At 44.3% G+C, this 24,588-nt stretch carries 24 protein-coding genes; all 24 read left to right on the top strand.

Annotated features, from left to right (window positions below):
• Positions 1-202 precede the first annotated feature (202 nt).
• The 24 genes from fliE (at position 203) to L1271_RS13460 (ending at position 24,582) form a co-directional block, all read left to right on the top strand.
• Positions 203-535 carry a flagellar hook-basal body complex protein FliE gene (gene fliE, locus L1271_RS13575; protein ID WP_010369155.1) on the top strand — a complete coding sequence of 111 codons (333 nt, stop codon included), beginning with the start codon at positions 203-205 and terminating at the stop codon, positions 533-535.
• Positions 536-555: 20 nt separating this feature from the next.
• Positions 556-2,274: a flagellar basal-body MS-ring/collar protein FliF gene (gene fliF / locus L1271_RS13570; RefSeq protein ID WP_086003757.1), complete on the top strand. Its 1,719-nt coding sequence runs from the start codon at positions 556-558 to the stop codon at positions 2,272-2,274.
• Positions 2,267-3,307 (top strand): flagellar motor switch protein FliG, encoded by a 1,041-nt coding sequence (gene fliG, locus L1271_RS13565; RefSeq protein ID WP_095728224.1) that lies wholly within the window; start codon positions 2,267-2,269, stop codon positions 3,305-3,307. Before fliF ends, fliG begins: the two co-directional genes overlap by 8 nt.
• Before the next feature lie 3 nt (positions 3,308-3,310).
• Positions 3,311-4,126, top strand: coding sequence for a flagellar assembly protein FliH (gene fliH, locus L1271_RS13560; RefSeq protein ID WP_102056485.1), 816 nt, complete (start codon positions 3,311-3,313; stop codon positions 4,124-4,126).
• 72 nt (positions 4,127-4,198) lie between these two features.
• Complete coding sequence (fliI, locus tag L1271_RS13555) at positions 4,199-5,530, top strand: flagellar protein export ATPase FliI (RefSeq protein WP_102056486.1); 1,332 nt, start codon at positions 4,199-4,201, stop codon at positions 5,528-5,530.
• Positions 5,530-5,976 carry a flagellar export protein FliJ gene (fliJ, locus tag L1271_RS13550; RefSeq protein ID WP_010606358.1) on the top strand — a complete coding sequence of 149 codons (447 nt, stop codon included), beginning with the start codon at positions 5,530-5,532 and terminating at the stop codon, positions 5,974-5,976. Before fliI ends, fliJ begins: the two co-directional genes overlap by 1 nt.
• Before the next feature lie 142 nt (positions 5,977-6,118).
• Entirely contained in the window at positions 6,119-8,206 is a 2,088-nt protein-coding gene (locus tag L1271_RS13545; RefSeq protein ID WP_235368050.1) for a flagellar hook-length control protein FliK, read from the top strand.
• A 43-nt stretch (positions 8,207-8,249) separates the two neighbouring features.
• Positions 8,250-8,774 carry a flagellar basal body-associated protein FliL gene (gene fliL / locus L1271_RS13540; protein WP_010606360.1) on the top strand — a complete coding sequence of 175 codons (525 nt, stop codon included), beginning with the start codon at positions 8,250-8,252 and terminating at the stop codon, positions 8,772-8,774.
• 10 nt (positions 8,775-8,784) lie between these two features.
• Complete coding sequence (gene fliM / locus L1271_RS13535) at positions 8,785-9,879, top strand: flagellar motor switch protein FliM (protein WP_010606361.1); 1,095 nt, start codon at positions 8,785-8,787, stop codon at positions 9,877-9,879.
• Between the two features lie 72 nt (positions 9,880-9,951).
• Positions 9,952-10,350 (top strand): flagellar motor switch protein FliN, encoded by a 399-nt coding sequence (gene fliN, locus L1271_RS13530; protein WP_010369124.1) that lies wholly within the window; start codon positions 9,952-9,954, stop codon positions 10,348-10,350.
• Entirely contained in the window at positions 10,350-10,808 is a 459-nt protein-coding gene (gene fliO, locus L1271_RS13525) for a flagellar biosynthetic protein FliO (protein ID WP_102056488.1), read from the top strand. Before fliN ends, fliO begins: the two co-directional genes overlap by 1 nt.
• On the top strand, positions 10,801-11,538 hold the full coding sequence (fliP, locus tag L1271_RS13520; RefSeq protein WP_010606364.1) for a flagellar type III secretion system pore protein FliP: 738 nt from the start codon (positions 10,801-10,803) through the stop codon (positions 11,536-11,538). Before fliO ends, fliP begins: the two co-directional genes overlap by 8 nt.
• 1 nt (position 11,539) lies before the next feature.
• Positions 11,540-11,809, top strand: coding sequence for a flagellar biosynthesis protein FliQ (gene fliQ / locus L1271_RS13515; RefSeq protein WP_010369116.1), 270 nt, complete (start codon positions 11,540-11,542; stop codon positions 11,807-11,809).
• 2 nt (positions 11,810-11,811) lie between these two features.
• Entirely contained in the window at positions 11,812-12,591 is a 780-nt protein-coding gene (fliR, locus tag L1271_RS13510) for a flagellar biosynthetic protein FliR (RefSeq protein WP_010606365.1), read from the top strand.
• A gap of 9 nt (positions 12,592-12,600) precedes the next feature.
• Positions 12,601-13,731, top strand: coding sequence for a flagellar biosynthesis protein FlhB (gene flhB / locus L1271_RS13505; protein ID WP_010606366.1), 1,131 nt, complete (start codon positions 12,601-12,603; stop codon positions 13,729-13,731).
• 83 nt (positions 13,732-13,814) lie between these two features.
• Entirely contained in the window at positions 13,815-15,917 is a 2,103-nt protein-coding gene (flhA, locus tag L1271_RS13500) for a flagellar biosynthesis protein FlhA (RefSeq protein ID WP_102056489.1), read from the top strand.
• A 19-nt stretch (positions 15,918-15,936) separates the two neighbouring features.
• The gene (gene flhF, locus L1271_RS13495) at positions 15,937-17,412 is read left to right on the top strand and encodes a flagellar biosynthesis protein FlhF (RefSeq protein ID WP_235368049.1); all 1,476 of its coding nucleotides are present in this window, start codon (positions 15,937-15,939) and stop codon (positions 17,410-17,412) included.
• Positions 17,405-18,265, top strand: coding sequence for a MinD/ParA family protein (locus tag L1271_RS13490; RefSeq protein ID WP_010606369.1), 861 nt, complete (start codon positions 17,405-17,407; stop codon positions 18,263-18,265). The genes flhF and L1271_RS13490 overlap by 8 nt, the downstream gene beginning before the upstream one ends.
• A 2-nt stretch (positions 18,266-18,267) precedes the next feature.
• A complete protein-coding gene (locus tag L1271_RS13485; protein ID WP_010369105.1) occupies positions 18,268-19,002 on the top strand; it encodes an RNA polymerase sigma factor FliA in 735 nt (244 codons plus the stop codon).
• Between the two features lie 42 nt (positions 19,003-19,044).
• Complete coding sequence (gene cheY / locus L1271_RS13480; RefSeq protein WP_010369104.1) at positions 19,045-19,428, top strand: chemotaxis response regulator CheY; 384 nt, start codon at positions 19,045-19,047, stop codon at positions 19,426-19,428.
• Positions 19,429-19,448: 20 nt separating this feature from the next.
• Complete coding sequence (locus L1271_RS13475; protein WP_010606370.1) at positions 19,449-20,225, top strand: protein phosphatase CheZ; 777 nt, start codon at positions 19,449-19,451, stop codon at positions 20,223-20,225.
• Positions 20,226-20,238: 13 nt separating this feature from the next.
• The gene (locus L1271_RS13470; protein ID WP_010606371.1) at positions 20,239-22,464 is read left to right on the top strand and encodes a chemotaxis protein CheA; all 2,226 of its coding nucleotides are present in this window, start codon (positions 20,239-20,241) and stop codon (positions 22,462-22,464) included.
• 74 nt (positions 22,465-22,538) lie between these two features.
• Positions 22,539-23,681 (top strand): protein-glutamate methylesterase/protein-glutamine glutaminase, encoded by a 1,143-nt coding sequence (locus L1271_RS13465; RefSeq protein WP_010606372.1) that lies wholly within the window; start codon positions 22,539-22,541, stop codon positions 23,679-23,681.
• A gap of 130 nt (positions 23,682-23,811) precedes the next feature.
• A complete protein-coding gene (locus L1271_RS13460) occupies positions 23,812-24,582 on the top strand; it encodes a ParA family protein (RefSeq protein WP_010606373.1) in 771 nt (256 codons plus the stop codon).
• Positions 24,583-24,588 lie beyond the last annotated feature (6 nt).

The raw sequence follows: 24,588 nt of genomic DNA, 5'->3' as shown, positions 1-24,588 counted from the left end.
AGGTTAAGCTTTATCTGTTAATTCGAATTTAATTAGGTGCCTATAAAGATCAGCAGATCTTAGGCGCCTAGTTTTCACTTCTATGCACTGCCAATTTTTCGACATGCTAAAAATATTTCAACATACTGAAAATTAACGATTTTAAGTTGGCACGTTTTCTGCTTTATTACAGGTAACTAAGAGTTATTTTGAGTAAAGCATCATGAAAGTACAATCATCAGCGCTATTTCAAGAAATGCAGGCAATGGCTGCAGAAGCGACGAGAAACACACAGCCATCAGTGCAGCCGGTTAAGACGGCGGCATCTTCGTCGGCTCAGTTTGGCGATTTACTCTCAGACGCACTTAATACGGTTCATGGCTTACAACAAGAAGCGAAACAAAAAGTCACCGCTGTTGAAATGGGTGACAGAAGCGTTTCTCTAGCAGAAGCCATGATAGCGAAACAAAAATCGTCGGTCGCTTTTGAGGCAACAGTGCAAGTTCGTAATAAACTTGTTGAGGCCTATAAAGAAATCATGAGCATGCCAGTTTAATTGAGTGACTGTGGAGAGTAATCGTGGCTACTAATCAATCAACAGATCTTACGCTTTCCGATGCAGCGCTGAATAATGACAGCGGATCGGATGAGCAACAAGAGCAAAAATCAGGCTACTTCAGTGCGCTAAGCGGTGTTGATATGTTGCGCCAGGTTACTCTGGTTATTGCCCTTGCTATTTGTTTAGCAATCGCAATCTTTATTATCATTTGGGCGCGCCAACCAGATATGCGCCCACTTGGTAAATACCCAACAGAAGAACTCGTCGAAACGTTAGACTTTTTAGACCAACAGAAAATTGAATACCAATTAGATGGTAATATCATTTTAGTCGCTGAGTCGGACTATCAAGACATAAAACTACGCATGGCGCGTGACGGTTTTACCCAGTCTCCGAGTTCTGGCACTGATATTCTGATGCAAGATATGGGTTTTGGTGTTAGCCAACGTCTTGAAAGAGAGCGCTTAAAACATAGCCGTGAGCAACAACTTGCGAGAACAATTGAAGAGTTACAAGACGTAAATCGTGCAAAAGTGTTACTTGCAATTCCAAAAGAAAACGTCTTTGCACGTCGCGAGAAAAAGCCCTCTGCAACCGTAGTTATTACCCTTAAACGTGGCAAAACGCTTGGCGGCGAAGAAGTTGATTCAATCGTAGACATTGTGGCATCAGCGGTACAAGGCCTAGAGCCTTCACGCGTGACTGTCACCGATCAAAACGGTCGTCTACTCAACTCTGGTTCTCAAGACTCTTTAGCTGCGCGCTCGAGAAAAGAGTATGAAATCGAACGTAAGCGTGAACAAGAATATCTAGAAAAAATTGATAGCATCCTGATCCCAACTGTAGGTCTTGGTAACTTTACCGCGCAGGTCGACTTAACGATGGACTTCAGCGCAGTTGAAGAAACGCAAAAACGTTATAACCCAGATTTACCTGCGGTTCGCAGCGAAACAACGTATGAAGAAAATAATATTGGTGGTTTAGCTGTCGGTATTCCGGGTGCGCTGACTAATCAGCCTCCAGTGAACTCAAATATCCCAGAGGTTGCTGGGCAAGGCGGCAATGGTCAAAGTGCAACACCAAGCAGTAATCAAAAAGAAGCAACCCGTAACTATGAATTAGACACCACTATTAGCCATAAACGTCAGCAAACAGGTGTTATTCGCCGGATCAGTGTGAGTGTGGCCGTTGACTACCTCGCAAAACCTGATGCTGAAGGTAACATGGCAATGGCGCCGCGTACGCAAGAAGAGCTAAATAACATCCGTCGTTTGCTACAAGGTGGTGTGGGCTTTGATATGCAGCGAGGTGATGCACTAGAGGTAGTGACTGTGCCATTCGTGCGTGAAGATCTCACTGAAATGCAAGAGATACCACTTTGGGAGCAAGATTGGTTCCAAAAGACAATCCGTCTTGCAGCAGGTACCTTAGTGATCATTGTGCTAATCTTAGCGGTAGTAAGACCTATGCTTAAGCGTCTAATTTACCCAGATGATACGCTTGAAGATTTTGATGAAGATGCGTTGACCAGTGGTGTAGATTTAGGTGACAGTACACTCGATATGCTAAATAACGAATTCGATGAGTCTGCGGTTGGCTTCTCTTCTGACGGTAGATTACAATTGCCAGACTTACATGGCGACGAGGACTTACTCAAAGCAGTACGTGCCTTAGTTGCTAACGAACCAGAACTCTCATCACAAGTTGTGAAAGCGTGGTTGACAGAAGATGACTGATCAAGAACAAAAACAATTGCCCGCAGCCTTTGACGTTGACAAGCTAGATGGCGTCGACAAGGCTGCCATCTTACTGCTTAGTTTGACTGAAGAAGATGCGGCTCAGATTTTGAAACACTTAGAGCCGAAGCAAGTGCAAAAGGTCGGTATGGCGATGGCCTCCATGGATGACCTATCTCAGGCTAAAATTGCAGCTGTGCACAATTTGTTTATCGAACAAATTCAAAGTTTTAGTACAATTGGTTTCCAATCGGAAGATTTTATTAAGAAGGCGCTAACCGCAGCACTTGGTGAAGACAAAGCGGCAAGCCTTATTGACCAAATCGTTATGGGCTCTGGTGCAAAAGGGTTGGATTCGTTGAAGTGGATGGACTCGAAGCAAGTTGCCAATATTATCCGCAACGAGCACCCGCAGATCCAAACGATTGTATTGTCTTATCTCGAGCCTGAGCAATCCGCCGAAATTTTGTCTCAGTTTCCTGAGAAAGTACGCTTAGATTTAACTATGCGTATTGCAAACTTAGAAGAAGTACAACCGGCGGCACTACAAGAACTCAACGAGATCATGGAGAAACAGTTCGCAGGTCAAGCTGGTGCACAAGCGGCGAAGATGGGTGGCTTAAAAGCCGCTGCGGATATCATGAACTACCTAGACACCAATGTCGAAGGCCAGTTGATGGATTCAATCCGAGAACATGACGAAGAAATGTCGCAACAAATTCAAGACCTCATGTTCGTGTTTGAAAACTTGATGGATGTAGAAGACAGAGGGATCCAAGCCATACTGCGTGAAGTGCAGCAAGACGTACTGATGAAAGCAATTAAAGGCGCGGACGAATCTTTAAAAGAAAAGATTATGAAGAATATGTCCAAACGTGCTGCTGAGATGATGCAAGATGACCTTGAGGCTATGCCTCCAGTGCGGATCAGTGAAGTCGAAGCTGCACAAAAAGAGATTCTGGCAACGGCTAGACGTTTGGCTGACTCAGGTGAAATTATGCTTGGTGGCGGCGGTGGTGAGGAGTTCCTATAAACCATGGTCGATAAAAAGTTGTATAAAGGCCGCCCAGTCAGCACCGAAGCACTGGATGAGTTATTAGAAAACTGGCCCATTCCAGATGTTACGGATAAGCCCGAAAAATACCGAGGTCGTTCTACGGCCTTCGGTACGCCGTTGGAAGAGTTGTATACTAAGAGAGAGGTGAGCGCAGAACCTGAGCCGCAAGAGCCTGAATTCCCTACTTTGACCATTGAAGAATTAGAGCAGATCCGTCAGGATGCCTACGACGAAGGAATAAAGCAAGGCCACGAACAAGGCTATATTGAAGGCTTTGACAAAGGAGTTTCTGAAGGTAAAGAAGCCGGTTATAAAGAAGGCGTAGAAATAGGTAAAGAAAAGGGGCTTGAGGAAGCACAACCTCTCATTGAAGAAAGGATGAAAGCGCTATCCACTATTTTAGATGGCATGCAAACGCCACTGAAAAAGGTTGATGATGAGTGTGAAAAGCAGCTGGTTGTACTCGTCAATTTATTGGCAGAGCAGGTTATTTTTAAAGAGCTCAAGACCACGCCTGAGCTCATTTTAAACGCGTTGAAAAAAGCGATGGACGCGCTGCCTGTCAAAGATCAATCAGTACGCATCCATTTGCACCCCGAAGATTTAGCTTTAGTGCAAGCCATGTACGGCGAGGAACATATACAATCACAGCATTGGCAGTTACTTCCAGAGCCGACGTTGGACAGAGGTGGCTGCGAGGTGAAAACACCACAGTCATCCATTGATATGACGCTTAAAAACCGTATTAGCGAAGTGTTGGAATCATTTTTGCAGGATAGCGGTATAAACCAATAATACTGCACTGTTATCAAGATAAGCGAAGCAATCAAATCAAGATAACGATGCCTTCCTAAGGTAATTGCGAACATGTCGACATCTGCTGCTATGAGCGAGCGCATCAGTAAGTATCAGAAATTTATCAAACCATATGGGGTTGCGGTTGCTGGCAGCCTCACCCGTGTGGTTGGCCTCACCCTTGAAGCTAGGGGGCTAAGTGCTCCCGTCGGCAGTCAATGTAAAATCGAGACGCTGGGCGGTTTTATTGATGCAGAAGTTATCGGTTTCAATCAAGAAACGCTTTATCTTATGCCAAACGACCATATTACAGGCGTCCTTCCTGGAGCGCGAGTGATCCCAAAAGTTAAGGATGCTGGATTACCTGTCGGAATGGGTCTACTTGGCCGCGTGGTTGACGGACTTGGTAGGCCACTAGATGGCCTTGGTGCCATTGACGCTGAGAAACACCTGAAATTTGCCGCAGCGCAAATCAACCCACTTGCAAGGCGTCCAATCGACTCACCAATGGATGTAGGCGTGCGTGCGATAAATTCGATCGTGACAGTGGGTCAAGGCCAACGTATGGGGCTGTTTGCAGGGAGTGGTGTGGGTAAATCGGTACTGCTTGGCATGATGACACGAGGCAGTGAAGCGGATGTTATTGTCGTTGGCTTGGTCGGTGAGCGCGGTCGTGAGGTGAAAGAATTTATCGATGAGATTTTGGGAGTCGAGGGTAGACGCCGCTCCGTAGTGGTTGCCGCTCCCGCCGATGCCTCACCGCTGATGCGCTTAAAAGGCTGTGAGAGTGCTGTGACTATTGCGGAGTATTTTCGCGATCAAGGGTTAAATGTACTGTTGTTACTGGATTCGGTGACGCGCTATGCCATGGCACAACGTGAGATAGCGCTTGCTGTAGGCGAGCCGCCAGCCACAAAAGGGTATCCGCCTTCCGTGTTTGCAAAGCTCCCAGCGTTGGTTGAGCGCGCAGGTAATGGTGGTGAGGGACAAGGCTCAATTACCGCATTTTTTACGGTATTGAGTGAAGGTGATGATATGCAAGACCCTATTGCCGATGCCGCGCGAGCTATTTTGGATGGTCATATTGTGTTATCACGAGAGCTTGCCGATAGTGGTCATTACCCAGCGATAGATATTGAAAAGTCCATTAGTCGAGTCATGCCGCAAGTGGTATCAGAGGCACACATGCAGCAAGCCAGAGTGCTCAAGCAAGTCTATTCAATGTACCAGCAAAATAAAGACATGATCACCTTAGGTGCTTATCAACGCGGAAGTGACCAGATGCTAGATCAGGCGATAAACATGATGCCTGCTGTGAATAACTTCCTTCAGCAAGGCATGAAAGACGTGATCAATTATGACGAGTGTTTACAAGGCCTCGCTAAGCTACTAGGACAAGCATAATGGCAAATAACAAACTGACTTTATTGCTTAAGCTAGAAAAAGACAAAGAAGATAGCCTTCGAGCGAATTTTGTTCAAGCGCAGCAGCACTTAGCAACAAACCAACAACGGTTATCGGGACTAAACGATTTCCGTCTGGAATACAGCATGCAGCTTCATAGTAAAGCACAAGTTGGTCTGTCTAGTGGCGGTTTCAATCAATACCATAACTTTATTAATAAGATTGAGCAGGCTATTGATCAGCAAGCAAAAACGGTCAACACAGCCAAGCAGGTGGTTGAACAACGCCGCAAGCTATGGCTAGCACAGCAGGCTAAAACGAAGGCAATTGAAAAGCTTATCGAGAAGCAAGCCCTCGCGAAGCAAACTCGTCTTGCCAAAGCAGAGCAAAAGATGCTTGATGAGTTTGCAACGAATCAGTTTGTGCGAAGAGAGCGTGCTTGGTAAATTGGCTCGAAATATGCTTCCTAATAATTAGCGTTTTATTATTTAGGTAGTTCACTCGTAAAAGTCACGAATATTCATAGTGTTGGTTTTTAACGGTGTATTACAACGGCAGGACATTGCCACTTTATGAGGTAGCTTTAAGATGAATCTAATGCTTGCATCCATGCTGCAACGAGGCAGTAACGAGGTTGATATTAAAGAAAAATCCCAAGAGACAGATGCTGAGGGTTCTGAGGACAGCTCTGGGTTTAGTGCTTTAATAGCTGAGTTAGCCGAGCAAGAGAGTGCAAACAAGCAGGTAAAAGAGTCTGCAGATCCTGTAACCTCAGAGCTGGATGCGCCAATAGATAGCGAAGTAGCATCAGATGATGCTCCGCAGTCAGATAGTAAAGCACAAGCCTCTTCCTCTAAGCTGCAAGGGGAAGTACCAACTTCTACTGTTAGCTACACTGACAAAGGCCTGGTAGTTGCGGACAAACCGCTTCCTGATCCCCCGGATAATGATTTATATGCTCAGATCAACGCTGCAAAACAGCAGAGCACTTCATTGAGCCAAACCCCAACAGCAATTGCGCAATCAGTCAAAGAAGCATTGGGCAATGCTTCTTTGACTGATGAAGAGGTTGTAGCTAGCGATAGTGCATTATCTCAGGAGCAGCTACAAGACGAAGCCAGTCCACTCATTCGAGGGGGGAAAGGCCAAACTGAAAACGCCGGCACTAAGACAACCTCGTTATTACAGCAGGCAACTTCTTTGGACAGCCAAGACTCAGAAGGTGAGGTTGCTAAACCTTCGTTATTGAATGACAGTTCAGAAGCTAAAGAACAAACATTACAGCCTAAGTTGCAAAAGGATACTAGCACTCAAGCCTTGGTTACCAATACAAACATAGAAAAACGGGATCCAAGCGCTAATAAGCCAGTCGAGTCTCAAGTTGAAAGTGAGTCTGAAACCGCGCAACAGAAAGAACTCTTAGCCGCTAAGAAATCAGAGCTTGCTCAATCTGTTTCCTCATCTGAAGCTAAGCAATCAGAAACAAAGCAAATCATTTCTGAGGCGAGTACACAAACCGCGAAAGACAAAAACGCAGTAAGTACAAAAAGCACTACAGATGTGCAAACCATGGTAGAAAAGTTGACCGTACAGCAACAACAAGAATTAAAAGCCGTGATGGCTGGTAAGCTGGATATTTATGATGCGTCACCAAGTGTACAAAAAGCCGTAGCTCAATTAATTGGTAAAGGTGTTGATATCGAAAATGTACAGCAATTTAAAGCATTTGTGCCATCCTCTGTCGTAACACAAACTTCAACAAACACCCCGCAAGAAGCTGCTACGGATGTTAAAGATACTACCCAAGCGTCTTTTAATGTAAATAGCGCGCAAGAAAAGTCTAACAATAGTGAGCAGCAGGCCGTGGTAGTTAAAGAGGGTGAACGTGCTGAAAAAAATATAGCTGTGAATAAATTGACTAGCGATGAAAAGTTACCAGTAGAGAAGCAAAGTTCAGAAAAACAGAACTTAGAAAAGCAAATAAGTGAAAAGGTAGTTGATAAAGAAAATAGTAAGCTGATGCAAGCGGAAGCAAGCATCGCGAAAGAGGCGGTTAAAAATGAGCGTCAATCGGCTAATACTGCAGCAGCGATACCAAATCAAGTTAAGCCTGAAGCAAGTCCTGTAAGTGTATCGCAAGACACTAGCTCACTAAACCAAACACTGAAAGAAGTTCAGCAAATTCAACAGTCTCAGCCAACAAACCAAAGCACAACACAGACAAAGCAAGCGACAGATGCTAATCTTCAACAGGCGATTAACATAGCACGTCAAGATGCCGCTAAAGAGCTGCATCAACGGGTAGGGTTGATGCTTAACCTTAACAATAAGGAAGCTGAGATTCGCTTAGACCCGCCAGAGCTTGGGGCGATGCAAATTCGAATAAAAAGCGATGCAGAGCAGGCTCAAGTGAATATTGTGGTGCAAAATCAGCAAGCTAAAGAATTGCTAGAGCAATCACTGCCAAGACTAAGAGAAATGTTAGCTGAGCAGGGTATTGAACTGGGTGACAGCCAAATATCACATCAGCAAGGTGGAAATACTGAATCAGAGTCGCAAACTGCTGGTGGCAATACGAGTGGACAGCAAACTCTAGGTGATGAATCGGGGGTTTCTGACAATCCACAACCATCACAAAAGAGAAATACTGATTCTGCAATAGATTACTATGCCTAACACCTGCTATTATTGTAATTAATAAAGATCATAAGGGCTTGCTATGGCTGAAGAAACCGACTTAGAAATAGAAGAAACGGGTGGTTCCAAGAAAAAGCTGATTATCATTATTGTCGCTGCGGTATTGGTGCTTGGCGGTGTCGCAGGATTTTTCTTATTTTCAGGCTCAGATGCGCCAGAAGAATCCTTAGCAGAAGAAACGACAGCAAGCGAAGTTAAAGCGGAGCAAGGTAGCGCTGCGCAAATGGGGAGTGCACTGTACGTTGCCATGCCCCGTCCCTTTGTTTTCAATGTACCTGGTGCAAGTCGCGATAGAATTGTGCAAATTAAAGTTCAGCTGCTGGTTCGCGGTGATGTTAATGAAGAAGTAGCAAAGAAGCATATTCCCTTGATTGAAGGTACTTTACTTAGCGTGTTTTCAACGACTACCGCTGATGAGTTAAGCACAAGTGCAGGTAAAGAAACTTTGCGCTTAACGGCGCTAGATAAAGTCCAAGCTGCGATGGAAGGGGTTGAAGGTAGCAAAGTAATCGAGCGTGTGTTGTTTACTGGCTTTGTAATGCAATAAGGTAGTATTTGTGAGCGATTTATTATCCCAAGACGAAATTGATGCGCTACTCCATGGTGTAGATGAAGTCGAAGAAGACGAAATCGGTGATAGTGGTGACGGCGAAGGCGCTGGTGCCTTACAGTATGACTTTTCGTCTCAAGATAGGATTGTGCGTGGGCGGATGCCGACGCTTGAAATCGTTAATGAACGATTTGCCCGCCATATGCGGATAAGCCTTTTCAACATGATGCGCCGCACCGCTGAAGTGTCTATCAATGGTGTGCAAATGCTTAAGTTTGGCGAGTATATTCATACTCTTTTCGTTCCTACCAGCTTGAATATGGTGCGCTTTAGGCCACTAAAAGGTACTGGCCTGATAACCATGGAAGCCCGGTTGGTTTTTATCCTTGTAGACAACTTTTTTGGTGGAGATGGTCGTTATCATGCCAAGATCGAGGGGCGTGAGTTTACACCAACAGAACGTCGTATCGTACAGATGCTACTTAAGATCATCTTTGAAGATTATAAAGAAGCCTGGGCACCGGTTATGGATGTGTCGTTTGAATATCTTGACTCCGAGGTTAACCCCGCGATGGCGAATATTGTATCGCCAACTGAAGTGGTAGTGATTAGCTCTTTTCATATTGAATTAGATGGTGGAGGGGGCGATTTCCATATTTCATTGCCTTACTCTATGTTGGAACCTATTCGAGAGTTACTCGATGCTGGTGTGCAATCAGATACGGAAGACACCGATCTGCGTTGGAGTAAGGCGCTTCGCGATGAAATTATGGATGTTGAAGTTGAGATTTCCTCCCAGTTGCTGGAAGTGGACCTATCGCTTGAACAAATAATGAAGCTTCAAGCTGGCGATGTTATTCCTGTGGAAATGCCAGAGCATGTCACCGTATTTGTAGAAGAGCTGCCAACCTTTAGAGCTAAAATGGGTCGTTCTCGTGACAATGTTGCTTTACAGATCAGTGAAAAAATTAAACGGCCAGAGTCAGTGAAGTCTGAGCTTCATGTGTTTACCAAAGGTGGTAAAAAACTCGATTCAGATGCTGAGCTGGCAGAATTAGAAGAAGATCTGCATCTTTCCGAAGGTGTGGATTTAGATTGGTAGTTGCGGGCTTGTGTATGCAAAATCGTGAAACTAATTATGGACAACAAATTAACTTAATCAGGTAGTAATCCAATGAGCGATGATCAAGATACTATGGACGAATGGGCGGCAGCACTAGCTGAAGCCGAAGGTGCCGAAGGTGGCAGTGAGCCAGAAGTTGCAGAGTTAGATGAACTCAAAGATTCAGCGCCTGCATTATCGTCAGATGAAAAACGTAAACTCGATACCATTTTAGACATTCCAGTTACCATTTCGATGGAAGTTGGCCGCTCTAAAATTAATATTCGTAACTTATTACAGCTAAATCAGGGCTCTGTTGTTGAGTTGGATCGAGTAGCTGGTGAACCACTAGATGTACTTGTTAACGGTACGTTGATTGCACACGGTGAAGTAGTTGTAGTAAACGACAAGTTTGGTATTCGCTTAACGGACGTTATTAGTCAGGTTGAGCGTATTAAAAAGCTACGTTAATGCGCTGGGGTTGGTGTGTAGCTTTGTGTGGCTCCGCTTCATACGCGAGTGCTGCCGTTGCAACGACTTCAGGAGTAGTACCTAAGTCTTCTGTAGGGGCAGGTACTGCGGGGTTAAGCTCGGAACTACTCTCCATGGGATTGTCCTTGGTGTTGGTGATCGTACTTATTCTGGGGTTAGCATTTGTGCTGAAGCGTTTAAATCCCAACATCGTAAACCAAAAGGACTTTAAGGTGATCCGCAGTATATCGCTCGGTACGAAAGAACGCTTGCTGGTTGTAGAGTTGGATGATAAACAGCATTTACTCGGAGTAACACCAAATAATATCAATTATTTATATCAGCTAGAAACACCACTGGATGATGTTAGCCGAACGCCATTTGCAAATGAGCTACAAAAGTTTTTAACGGGAAAAGGGCAAGTAGCCAATAACCAAAATAAGAAAAGCCATGACTAGATTGCTGATACTCTGTTTATTACTGTTTTCTGGGGTAGCTTCTGCAGAAGGGATAGAAGCAATAAACGTTACAACAAACCCTGATGGCTCGCAAGAGTACTCAGTGACACTTCAAGTGCTCGCCATTATGACGGCGCTGAGTTTTATTCCAGCCGCTGTTATCATGATGACTTCGTTTACTCGAATAATTGTTGTACTTGCGATTTTGAGACAAGCGATTGGTCTACAGCAATCGCCATCGAATCAAATTTTACTCGGTTTATCGTTGTTTTTGACGCTATTTATAATGGCACCTATATTTTCGCAGATAAATGATGAAGCGGTGCAGCCATATATAAAAGAAGAAATCACATCAATCCAAGCACTTGAACGTGCCAAAGAACCCATGAAAGCTTTCATGTTGTCACAAACCCGAATTAAAGACCTGGAAACCTTTGCTAAAATAGCGGGCTATGACAAGCTTGATAGCCCTGAGGATACGCCGTTTATCGTTATTATTCCGGCCTTCGTTACATCTGAGCTGCAAACGGCTTTTATTATCGGCTTTATGTTCTTTATTCCATTTTTGATAGTCGACTTAGTTGTAGCCAGTGTCTTGATGGCCATGGGTATGATGATGTTATCGCCAATGATAGTTTCCTTGCCGTTTAAGATTATGCTTTTTGTGCTCGTCGACGGTTGGAGTTTGGTCATGGGGACACTGGCCAGAAGCTTCGGATTGGGGGTGTAATGTGGAACCAGAAGTCTTTGTCGATATCTTAAGTGATGCATTGTTTTTAGTCATCAAGCTGGTGGCGGCGATTGTAGTACCTGGGCTTCTAGTTGGTTTAGTTGTTGCTGTGTTTCAAGCTGCAACATCAATTAACGAGCAAACATTAAGCTTTTTACCGCGTTTAATTATCACGATTCTGGCCCTTATTTTTGGTGGCCATTGGTTAACTCAAGAACTGATGGACTATTTTAACCTCGTGGTTATGCGAATTCCTGAAATCGCAGGTTAGCCATGGAGTTCACCTTTGCGGTAATCATGCAGTGGCTAAGTGATTTTTTACTTCCACTGGTGCGGATAAGCTCAATGATAATGGTAATGGCGGGGCTTGGGGCACAAAGTGTGCCGGCTCGAATTAAGTTTGCGCTCGCTGTGGTTGTTACTTTCGCCGTGGTGCCCGTTTTGCCCAAATCAGAATTTACCGATTTGTTCTCCTTTTCGATGATTTTGGTTGTTATTCAAGAAATGATGACCGGAGTCGCAATTGGTTTTGGCTCTCTATTGCTTTTAAATACTTTTATCATTGCGGGTCAAATCCTTGCTATGCAAACAGGTCTTGGTTTCGCATCTGTTGTTGACCCTGCCAATGGATTAAGTGTCCCAGCAGTTGGTCAGTTCTATTTAATATTAGCGACATTACTGTTTTTTGTTTATAACGGTCACCTGATGATGATACAAATGGTAGTGTATAGCTTCGAAAGCTTTCCCATAGCAGGTAATTGGTGGGTGGTAGATAATTTTTGGAGAATCGTTAATTGGGGGGGCTGGATGTTTTCTACGGCACTGGCTCTTGCATTAGCTCCATTAACGGCAATGTTGGTTATCAATATCTCGTTTGGGATCATGACCAGAGCTGCACCTCAGATGAATATTTTCTCTGTAGGGTTTGCTTTTACGCTGGTTGCAGGTCTTACCATTATTTGGGCGACACTGGGTAACTTCTTAGCACAATTTGAGTTTCAATGGCTCAAAATGACGGAGCTGATGTGCGATCTAATTGGTTGTACGGTTTAGGAGTTTGAAATGGCAGAAGATTCAGGTCAAGAACGCACCGAAGAACCCACCTCCAAGAAGATAAGTGATGCGAGGAGTAAAGGCCAGGTAGCCCGTTCAAAGGAGTTGGGGACTACGTTTGTCTTGTTGTTTTCTGCTATCGCTTTACTGATGTATGGTCCTGGTATAGGGAAGGCGCTTTACAACGTGATGGGGCGAATGTTGTCGCTTAATCGCAATGAAACCTACGATACAACCAAAATGTTTGCTGTGTGGGGGGATATTGGCGCTGAGCTGTTATTCCCAATGGCTATGTTCGTTTTTATTATCGCAATTGCTGGAATAGTGGGGAATACGTTACTCGGTGGCTTTAACTTTTCTTGGCAAGCGGCCGCACCTAAAGCAAGTAAAATGTCACCTATGAAGGGACTGAAGCGAATGTTGGGCCCACAAGCGGCCATTGAGTTATTGAAGTCAGTTCTTAAGTTTGTATTGGTAGCAGGTTTTGCAATCTTGCTTATCAATATGTATTTTAATGAAATATTGCACTTGAGTATTGAACAAATCCCATCGAGTATAGAGCATGCGTTAGAAATCATTGCGTGGATGTTCTTAGCACTTAGTTGCACCATGATCATTATTTCAGCGATTGATGCCCCTTATCAAAGCTACAATCACCATAAACAGCTTAAAATGACGCTACAGGAAGTCAAGGATGAATATAAAAACTCAGAAGGTGATCCGCAAATAAAAGCGCGGATCCGCCGCACGCAAAGAGAAATGTCGCAACGACGTATGATGCAAGATGTACCCGATGCCGATGTTGTTGTGACTAACCCCACTCACTATTCGGTTGCGCTTAAATACGATACTGAACGAGCGGGGGCGCCTATTGTTATTGCAAAAGGGGTTGATGAGCTTGCGATGCAAATTAGAAAAATAGCCAAAGGAAATGAAGTACCGATTGTGGAGTCACCTGTATTGACTCGTTCACTTTATCATACAACCGAAGTCGGTGATCAAATCCCTGAACAATTGTTTACCGCGGTTGCACAGGTACTTGCCTATGTATTTCAGCTAAATCGTTTTCAAAAGGGCAAAGGGAAAAGACCCGTTGCACTTACTCGAGATTTACCAATCCCAGACGACTTGAAGCACTAAAATTGCTCTTATAAAAATAAGCTATTAATTGGAACGCATATTGCATTTGTTGCTATGTGTCAATTTTTTGCTTGTGTTAAGTTATGGAATTTAAAGCGGTTTTACAACAACTCAATCGAGATAAAAAAGAATATGCTAAAGGTGTGGGTACTCCATTGTTGGTGCTTGCAGCACTTGGCATGGTTATTCTGCCGCTACCTCCTTTTTTGCTTGATATTCTATTTTCCTTCAACATTGCATTGGCACTTGTGGTGCTATTGGTGACTGTTTATACCTTGAAGCCACTTGAATTTGGTATGTTTCCGGCGGTACTACTGATCGCGACTATCATGCGATTGGCACTAAACGTAGCGAGTACTCGCGTCGTATTACTTGAAGGTCATAATGGTGGTGATGCGGCAGGTAAGGTGATCGAAGCCTTTGGTAGTGTTGTTATTGGTGGCAACTACGCTGTCGGTTTAGTTGTATTCCTTATCCTTATTATTATTAACTTTGTCGTAATTACCAAAGGTGCGGGCCGTATTTCTGAGGTGTCTGCGCGTTTCACCCTTGATGCTATGCCAGGTAAGCAAATGGCCATTGATGCGGACTTAAATGCCGGTTTTATCTCTGCAGATGACGCCCGGGCTCGCCGTGAAGAAGTGACTCGAGAAGCCGATTTTTACGGTTCAATGGACGGTGCAAGTAAATTCGTTAAAGGTGATGCTATCGCAGGTATCGTGATCCTTGCTATTAATATAATAGGTGGCCTTTTCGTTGGGATGATCCAGCATGATTTAAGCTTTGGTCACGCGATGGAAGTTTATACCATGCTGACGATTGGTGACGGTCTGGTCGCGCAAATTCCTTCTCTTTTACTCTCAATTGGTACTGCAATTGTCGTAACGCGTCAAAATGAATCGCACAACATGGGCGATCAGTTTAAAAACCAACTGGGTAATGAAAAATCGCTGGCTATTGCTTCAGGTATTTTGATCACCATGGGACTCGTTCCTGGCATGCCACATGTTGCCTTCTTAGGGTTAGGTGTATTACTTGGCTATATAGCCTATTACACAAGTCAGCAAAAGAAAAAGGCGGAAATCGAAAAGGCGGAACAAGCTGCCAAAGGACCTGCTACCAAAGGAGGCCATCAACAAGATCAAAAAGAGCTTGGTTGGGATGATGTACAACCTGTTGATGTGATTGGTTTAGAGGTAGGTTATCGCCTAATCCCTCTAGTTGACCAAGCCCAAGGCGGGGAGCTTCTCAGTCGTATTAAAGGGGTGCGTAAAAAGCTATCTCAGGAACTGGGCTTTTTAGTACCGCCGGTACATATTCGCGATAACCTAGAATTAGATCCAAATGCATACAATATTACTTTAATGGGAGTTGGCTCAGGAACCGGTGAGTTGAAGCATGGCGATGAGCTCGCAATTAACCCAGGGCAGGTGTTTGGGCCGATTAAAGGCATAGAGACTAAAGATCCTGCATTTGGCTTAGATGCAGTATGGATTAAACCAGATCAAAAAGATGAAGCGCATTCACTTGGCTATACAGTAGTAGATGCTGCAACTGTGGTGGCAACACACATTAGTCAATTATTGACGAATAATGCGTCACTATTGCTTGGTCATGAAGAAGTTCAAAATCTATTAGACATGCTTGCGAAAAGTCACCCTAGATTAGTTGAAGGCTTAGTGCCTGATATTTTACCACTCACTACCGTAGTAAAAGTACTACAAAATCTGCTTAATGAAGGCGTTGCAATTCGAGATATGCGCTCGATTGTACAAACCTTAGTTGAGTACGGACCACGTAGCCAAGACCCTGATGTATTAACGGCTGCGGTAAGAATTTCATTACGCAGATTGATTGTTCAAGATGCCGTTGGAAGCGAAGAAGAGATTCCTGTCATAACATTGGCGCCTGAGTTGGAACAGATGTTGCATCAGTCACTTCAGAACGCAGGTGATGAGGGGGCAGGTATTGAACCTGGCTTGGCTGAGAGGCTTCAAGAATCATTAAGAGAAGCACATCACAACCAAGAAATGCTAGGGGAGCCGTCCATCTTATTAACCTCAGGTATGTTAAGAAGTGTACTGTCTCGATTTGTTAAACATACAATTCCAGGTCTTCGAGTGATGTCATATCAAGAAGTGCCGGAAGAAAGACAAATTAAGATAGTGAGCTCGGTTGGACAATAGAGGATAAAGGGGCTGTAACATGAAAATTAAACGTTTCTTCGCAAAAGATATGCGTACGGCTTTAAATGAAGTAAAAGAAGAGCTTGGTGCTGATGCTGTCATCATGTCTAACAAAAAGTTAGCAGATGGTGTTGAAATCGTCGCAGCAGTTGATAATGACCGTGCTGCTGCACCTGTTAAGCAAGCTCCAGCTGCCCGTGCGACTGCCTCAAACGAGGCTCCGACCCGCTTTGTCCGTCCAGAGCCTCGCCAAGCACAGCCAGCAAAACAAGCGCAAGTTGCCGATAGCTTAGCGGCATTGCTAGAGCGTCAAGCGCCGCGTCCTCGCTCACCAGAACTTGCTTCTATGTTCTCCCAGTCGGGGATTGATACAGAGCAAATGTTAAGCAGCCAACGTAAAACACAAACTGCTGCGCCGGCGCACCAAGCGAAGCCACAGCAAGCTCGTCGCCAATCTTTTGACTTTGATGATGATGGATTTGAGCAACCACAGCAGTGGATCGAGTCTGATGAATTAGACAACGGTTTTGGTGATGATTTACCTGAGTTAAATGCCAAGCCTGACGAAATGAGTGCAATGCGCGAAGAAATGAACGCTATTCGTCAATTACTTGAACATCAAGTATCTGGTCTAATGAAACAAGAAATGGCTCGTCGCGATCCAACCCGTGCGTGCCTTGTAGATCGTCTGGAAGGAATGGGCATAGACAAAGACGTTGCAGAGCAAATGGCATGTTTTATCCCTGATGATGTGTCTCGTAAAGAAGCTTGGGACGCGCTGTTGAATATGGTAATTAACCAAATGCACACCACCAACAATGATATTCTTCGTCAAGGTGGCGTATTTGCAATGGTTGGTCCAACAGGTGTTGGCAAAACCACAACGGTTGCAAAATTAGCGGCATTAGGCGCACAAAAATACGGTGCAGATAAAGTGGCGCTAATAACCACCGATACCTATAGAATTGGCGCTTACGAGCAACTAGCTACCTATGGTAGAATCATCGGTTGTCCGGTTAAACAAGTTAAAGATGCAAATGAACTTGCAGAAGTGCTTTATCATTTACGCAATAAGCGTCTAGTATTAATAGATACGGCGGGAATGAGTCAAAGAGATTTGCGCTTAACTGAACAGTTAAATACACTTATGCGTAGCGCGAGAGTAGATATTCGTAGCTATTTAGTGTTGAGTGCGACAGCACAGATGAATGTGTTACAAGAAACAGTAAGACACTTCAAAAAAGTAAATTTAAGTGGCTGTATTTTCACAAAACTTGATGAAAGTCTAAGTTTAGGTGAGATAATTAGCATAGCGATTCAAAATCGCTTGCCAATAGGGTATCTTACCAACGGTCAGCGAGTGCCAGAAGACATTCGCGTAGCAAATGCTCAAAAGCTAGTAAAAAAGGCTGAGCAATTGTATTTAAAAAGAATAAAAGCACAGCACTCTCGACGTGTACCTGTAGCGTCAGAGTCAGTAGGAATGTATGATTAACACAGTTTTAGATCAAGCAAGTGGCCTGCGTAGAATGAGTCAAAATAGCAACCAGGGTGTAAAAGTAATAGCCGTGACCGGTGGTAAAGGTGGGGTGGGTAAAACCAATGTCTCGCTCAATACTGCCATCGCTATGGGCCAACAAGGACAGCGAGTTCTCGTTTTAGATGCGGACTTGGGCTTGGCAAACTGTGATGTGATGTTAGGGCTCCGAGTAGAAAAGAACCTTTCACATGTGTTGTCGGGTGAATGTGAACTAGATGAGATTCTCGTAGAAGGTCCCGCTGGTATCAAAATTGTGCCAGCTACTTCGGGTTCTCAAAGCATGGTGGAGTTGACTCCCGCAGAGCATGCTGGACTTATTCGCGCATTTAGCGAGCTTAACACTCAATTTGATGTTTTAATTGTTGATACCGCAGCTGGTATCTCAGATATGGTTCTGAGCTTCTCTCGAGCTGCACAAGATGTGATGGTTGTTGTGTGTGATGAACCGACTTCTATTACGGATGCTTATGCGTTGATCAAAGTTTTAAGCAGAGAGCATGGCGTTTATCGTTTTAAAATAGTTGCCAATATGGTCCGCAGTATGCGTGAAGGGCAAGAATTATTTGCTAAACTTTCAAAAGTTACAGACCGTTTTCTTGATGTAGCATTGGAATTAGTGGCCACAGTACCATTTGACGAAAACATGCGTAAGTCCTCTCGTAGACAAAGAGCAATCGTGGATTTATTTCCGAGCTCTCCAGCAGCAGTTGCAATTAAAGGACTTGCTGCCAAGGCAGTTAAATGGCCAATTCCTCATCAACCTTCCGGTCATCTAGAATTTTTCATTGAACAACTTGTAAACGGGTGATTATGGCTTCTCCGGTCAACAGAGCTGCGGGATATCAAACTTCTGACCATATCCATAAAGTGGTCGAGAGGCATGCTCCACTTGTCAAAAAAGTGGCATGTCACCTGATCGCTCGGCTTCCGGCAAGTGTGCAGCTCGACGATCTAATTCAATCAGGTATGATTGGATTGATTGAAGCATCTAAAAATTTCGATGCTACTAAAGGCGCTAGTTTCGAGACCTTTGCGGGGATACGCATCCGAGGTGCAATGCTAGATGAAATCCGTCGCGGAGATTGGGCCCCTCGGTCCGTACATAAAAACAGCAGAATGGTAGCCGAAGCTATATCTGAGCTCGAGTCTCTCCTTGGCCGCGAACCAAAAGACACTGAAATCGCTGAAAAACTTGATATATCTTTAGATGAGTACCATCATATTTTACATGATGTAAATGCAAGTAAAGTCATCGGCATTGAGGATCTAGGGGTTGATGAAGATGTGATAACCCCAGCAAACAGCGATTTTGCGCTAGACAAACCGTTTAATAACGTTAAAAATGAACGTTTTAACGAGTCTTTAGTAAATGCTATCAAAGCACTACCCGAAAGGGATGCTCTGGTGTTGTCACTTTACTATAACGACGAAATGAATTTAAAAGAGATTGGTGCCATCCTTGATGTCAGTGAATCTCGAGTAAGCCAAATTCACGGTCAGGCAATGATAAAGCTCAAAGCTAAAATCAATGACTGGATAAATTAGAGTACATAAAATAGTTGGGTTCGAACCTCACTGGAGGAAGTTTTGGATAAGAACATGAAGATTCTCGTGGTTGATGATTTCTCTACTATGAGAAGAATAATCAAAAACCTATTAAGAGATTTAGGCTTTACCAATGTTCAAGAAGCTGATGATGGTAGTACAGCACTTCCGATGCTACAAAATCAGGAGTTTGACTTTGTAGTAACTGATTGGAACATGCCGGGCATGCAAGGTATTGATCTGCTTCGTGCAATACGCGCAGATGAAAAGCTTAAGCACATTCCAGTGTTGATGGTTACCGCAGAAGCGAAAAAAGAACAAATTGTTGCAGCAGCGCAAGCTGGGGTGAACGGATATATTGTTAAACCGTTTACTGCAGGTACGCTCAAGACTAAGCTTGAAAAAGTATTTGAGCGACTAGGCTAAACAGCAAGGGGATATGGCCTATGTCTGTAAATGCTGCGCCGCAAATTACACTTGAACAAGCCAAGCAACTTGTTGAGCTACTAGAGCAAGGTGAACAAGAAAAAGCTGACCAGCTGATTTTAGAAGCTGCTAACAAAGAGCAATCGGAGTTATTTGCAGAAGTTGGAAAGCTAACTCGCCAATTACACGAGTCCTTGAAGAACTTTGAGCTGGATACTCGACTCTCAGATCTCACGACAGAGGCTATACCTGACGCCAAGCAGCGTCTTAATTATGTTATGGAAATGACAGAAAGCGCTGCTAATAAAACGATGGACGCGGTCGAAGAAAGCTTACCTCTTGCGCAGAATCTTGCGGATGAGTTAGCACAAATAAAGCCTACTTGGGATCGGTTGATGAGCAGAGATATTCAACTCGGTGAGTTTAAATCTCTGTGTCATGATCTCGACAGCTTTATGCAGACTTCAAAGACACGTACAGACGAATTACAAGGCTTAATGACTAATGTGCTGATGGCGCAAGACTATCAGGATTTGACTGGGCAGGTCATCCGTCGAGTCATTGAGCTTGTGAGAGAAGTAGAAGATAGTCTCATTCACCTTCTAACTGTGTTTGGTACTTCGGATGAAGCGCCTGCAGTTGCAGAAAATGCGAATGAAAACGAAATAAAAACAACTGAGACTATCAGTGATGAATTGTCTGGACCTGAAGGTCCAATTATTGACGCTGAATCGCGAGATGACGTGGTTTCTGGTCAAGACGAAGTCGATGACTTGCTATCTAGTTTAGGCTTCTAGTTGGAGAGTGTGTATGAGCTTTGAAGTCGATGAAGATATCTTGCAGGACTTTCTTGTTGAAGCAGGCGAAATATTAGAACTGTTATCTGAACAGCTTGTTGAACTAGAAAATAATCCCGAAGATAAAGAACTTCTCAATGCGATTTTCCGTGGCTTCCATACTGTTAAAGGTGGAGCAGGCTTCCTCGGTATGACCGAACTGGTTGATGCCTGTCACGGTGCAGAGAACGTGTTTGATGTACTAAGACAAGGGCAGCGAAAAGTAACGTCAGAATTAATGGATGTTATTTTGCAATCTTTGGATACGATCAACGAAATGTTCGCTTGTATTCAAAACCGAGAGGAACCCGAAGCTGCCGATCCTGTGTTGCTTGAAACCCTCCATAAACTCAGCCAACCAGCATCTGAAGACGAAGTCAGTGAAGTGATTGAGGAACCTGTTTCAGAGCCAGAGTCTGTTGTACCAGATTTAAGTGCGGATGATATTCTATTCGATGCGGACGCAGATTCAGGCGATGATAGCGGCTCTAGCATTGATGAGATAACAGAAGAAGAATTTGAAAATCTATTAGATGAGTTACACGGCTCTGGTAATGCGCCTGCTGTCGCACCGGCGGCTAAACCTGAAACGGTGTCAACTGCAGATGACGGCGATATCACCGATGACGAGTTCGATAATCTCTTAGATGAACTCCATGGGGTTGGGAAATTTGGTGGAGCACCAAATGCAGAAGATGCGGCTACTTCTCAAGCCAGTGAGCCTGCGGCTAAAGCAACGTCATCAGGCGCTGCGAGTGTGCCCTCTGGAGATGAAGAAATTACCGATGATGAGTTTGAGGCTTTGCTTGACGAACTTCATGGTAAAGGCAGTGCTCCTAAAGCGGTAGATGAATCGCCGACAGATATCTCAGAAGCTGAGCCAGCTCAACCTGAGCCTGCTAAAGCTGCGCCACCTCCGAAACCTGCTCCAAAGCCTGCGCCTAAAGTTGAAGCTAAACCTGCGACTCCAGCCCCGCAAAAAGAGCCAGAGCCTGCAAAAGCTTCTGCGCCAGCAGCTGCAAAGAAACCTGCTGCGCAAGCTGAGACTACAGTGCGAGTTGATACCAAACGTCTTGATGAAATCATGAATATGGTTGGCGAATTAGTATTGGTGCGTAACCGCTTGGTTAGTTTAGCGAATAACACCAACAGCGAAAGCATGGGTAAAGCTATTTCGAACCTTGATGTAGTGACCGCAGACTTGCAGGGCGCTGTGATGAAAACGCGGATGCAGCCGATCAAAAAGGTATTTGGTCGTTTCCCTCGAGTGGTGAGGGACCTTGCGCGTAGCTTGAAAAAAGAAATCAACCTGGTTTTACAAGGTGAAGAGACAGACTTAGATAAAAACCTTGTTGAGGCGCTCGCAGATCCATTGGTTCACTTAGTGAGAAACTCAGTGGATCACGGTATTGAAATGCCTGATGTGCGCGAAGCATCGGGTAAGCCAAGAATGGGGACTGTCACGTTGTCAGCATCTCAAGAGGGGGATCATATTCTTCTCACCATCCGAGATGATGGCGCCGGTATGGATCCTGAAAAACTCAAGAAAATTGCTATAAATAAAGGCGTTATTGACTCCGATCAAGCAAGCCGATTGTCTGATACTGAAGCCTATAACTTGATCTTTGCACCTGGATTTTCAACAAAAGAACAAATTTCAGATATTTCTGGTCGCGGTGTAGGGATGGACGTTGTTAAAACGAAAATCACTCAATTGAATGGCTCGGTAAACATCCAATCAGAATTGGGTGTTGGTACCGTATTAGAGATAAAAGTGCCGCTTACATTGGCTATTTTGCCTACCTTGATGGTGGTAGTCGGAGAACAAACGTTTGCGTTACCACTTGCCGGTGTGAACGAGATCTTCCATTTAGATTTGACTAAAACGAATGTAGTTGATGGTCAATTGACTATTATAGTGAGAGAAAAGGCGATCCCGTTATTTTATCTTGAGCATTGGTTGGTAAAAGGTGCTAATAGGGGCATGAGAAAGGCTGAAGGCCATGTTGTTATTGCTCAAATCGGTACCAAGCAAGTCGGTTTTGTGGTTGATTCTCTGATAGGCCAAGAGGAAGTCGTAATCAAACCATTAGATGCTTTGTTACAAGGTACACCAGGTATGGCCGGTGCGACCATCACATCTGATGGTGGTATTGCGCTAATCCTTGATGTCCCCAACTTATTAAAACACTACGCCTAATTTTATTAGGCGTAGTTCGAATTCTAGAGCAGCATGTGCTGCTCTGCTGTAGAGCAAATTAAAGAGCGTTGCCAATGGCAGTTAAAGTGTTAGTCGTAGACGACTCCAGTTTTTTTCGTCGTCGAGTCAGTGAAATTTTAGAAAAAGACAGTGAAATCAAAGTTATAGATTTTGCAGTTAATGGAAAGGAGGCGGTTGAAAAGGCCGCTTCATTGCGTCCAGACGTAATTACGATGGACGTGGAAATGCCTGTGCTTGATGGGATCAGTGCGGTGAAGCAGATCATGCAGGCCACACCGACCCCCATCTTAATGTTTTCTTCGCTAACTCGTGAAGGCGCTAGTGCTACGTTAGATGCACTGGATGCGGGCGCAGTTGATTTCTTACCGAAAAAGTTTGAAGACATCGCTCGTAATAGCGAAGACGCAATTAAATCGTTACAAAACAAGGTAAAGGAAATTGGCCGCCGCCGAGTTAGCCGCTTTACTCGCCCTAGTATCGCGACTCCGCCAAAGCGCGTCGAGTCTAGAGCAACTCGCGCTGACACTGGAAGAGCAACGATCCCTCAACCGGATAGAAGTTTTCAGAGACCGGTATCTGGTGGCACATCCAGTGCTGCGGGTGCTAGAGCATCAGGTAAGAAATATGGACTGGTTGCAATTGGTACATCAACAGGTGGACCCGTTGCACTGCAGACAATATTGACGCAGTTGCCAGCAAACTTTCCTCATCCAATTTTACTTATCCAGCATATGCCAGCCGCATTTACACCTGCGTTTGCAGCAAGATTAAATAGTTTATGCCAGATTAAGGTTAAAGAAGCAGAACAGGGTGATAGATTAATGCCAGGCATGGCCTATCTAGCGCCTGGCGGCAAGCAAATGCTGGTTGAAAATCGCGGTGGTAGTAAGACACTAAAAGTGTTTGAAGATGATAGTCCAAGGATCACCTATAAACCCAGCGTTGATGTGACATTTGCAAGTGTTGCAAAAGCCTATGGTGGCGACACGTTAGCGATTGTATTAACGGGGATGGGCGCTGATGGTCGAGATGGAGCTCGTATGCTAAAACAGGTTGGTGCCACCATTTGGGCGCAAGATGAAGCGACTTGTGTCGTTTATGGGATGCCTCAAGCAGTCGCTGGCGCTGGACTTTCGTCTGATAGTATCGCGCTACAAGACTTTGCTGCAAGAATTAATAAAGAAGCTGGTAACTAATAGGCTAAGCCACGATTTGGTTATTTTGCTTGAAGCTTGTAAATATCAAACGTCTAAAAAGAATGAATAACATTGAGTTGGTATAGTATCTATTGAACGCAATCAATAGTGATAAGCAAAGGAATATAGAGTGAAAATTTGGACAGTAGCAAATCAAAAAGGTGGCGTGGGTAAAACCACGACAACGGTGAGCTTAGGAGGCATTCTTGCTGAACAAGGTCATCGGGTTTTGCTTATTGATACCGATCCACATGCTTCACTTACATATTACTTTGGTATTGATTCTGAAGAGTTGGAAGTCAGTGTGTATGATATTTTTGCACGCGGCAGCAGCATGACGAGCGAAGAAATTTTACAGTCTCTTTGCCCTTCGACTATTGAAAATTTGGATATTCTGCCTGCTACTATGGCCATTGCTACGCTTGATCGTAGCATGGGTAATAAAACGGGCATGGGACTTATCTTAAAGAAATCGCTCGAAAAGATAGCGGATCAATATGACTATGCTATTTTAGACTGTCCACCAGTGCTCGGGGTATTGATGGTAAATGCATTAGCAGCGAGTGAGCGAATTTTGGTACCGGTTCAAACTGAATTTTTGGCGTTGAAGGGACTAGATAGAATGATGCGCACGATGGAGCTAATGCAGTCTTCACAGCAGAAACAGTACCAATATACTATTATTCCAACTATGTATGATAAACGGACTAAAGCGTCGTTGGAGGCGTATAAAACGTTGCTGGAAACATACAAAGATGCCGTTTGGCCAGGCGTGGTTCCTGTAGATACCAAGTTTAGGGATGCAAGCCTTGCACAACAAGTCCCTGTACAATTTTGTCCTAAATCACGAGGCGTGTTCGCTTATCGTGCACTATTGGACTATTTGAAGCAGTTAAGCTAGAGAGCA

It is taken from the genome of Pseudoalteromonas sp. OF5H-5, assembly GCF_021530695.1.
Taxonomy (GTDB): Bacteria; Pseudomonadota; Gammaproteobacteria; order Enterobacterales; family Alteromonadaceae; genus Pseudoalteromonas.
This window is presented reverse-complemented; position numbering and strand designations above follow the sequence as displayed.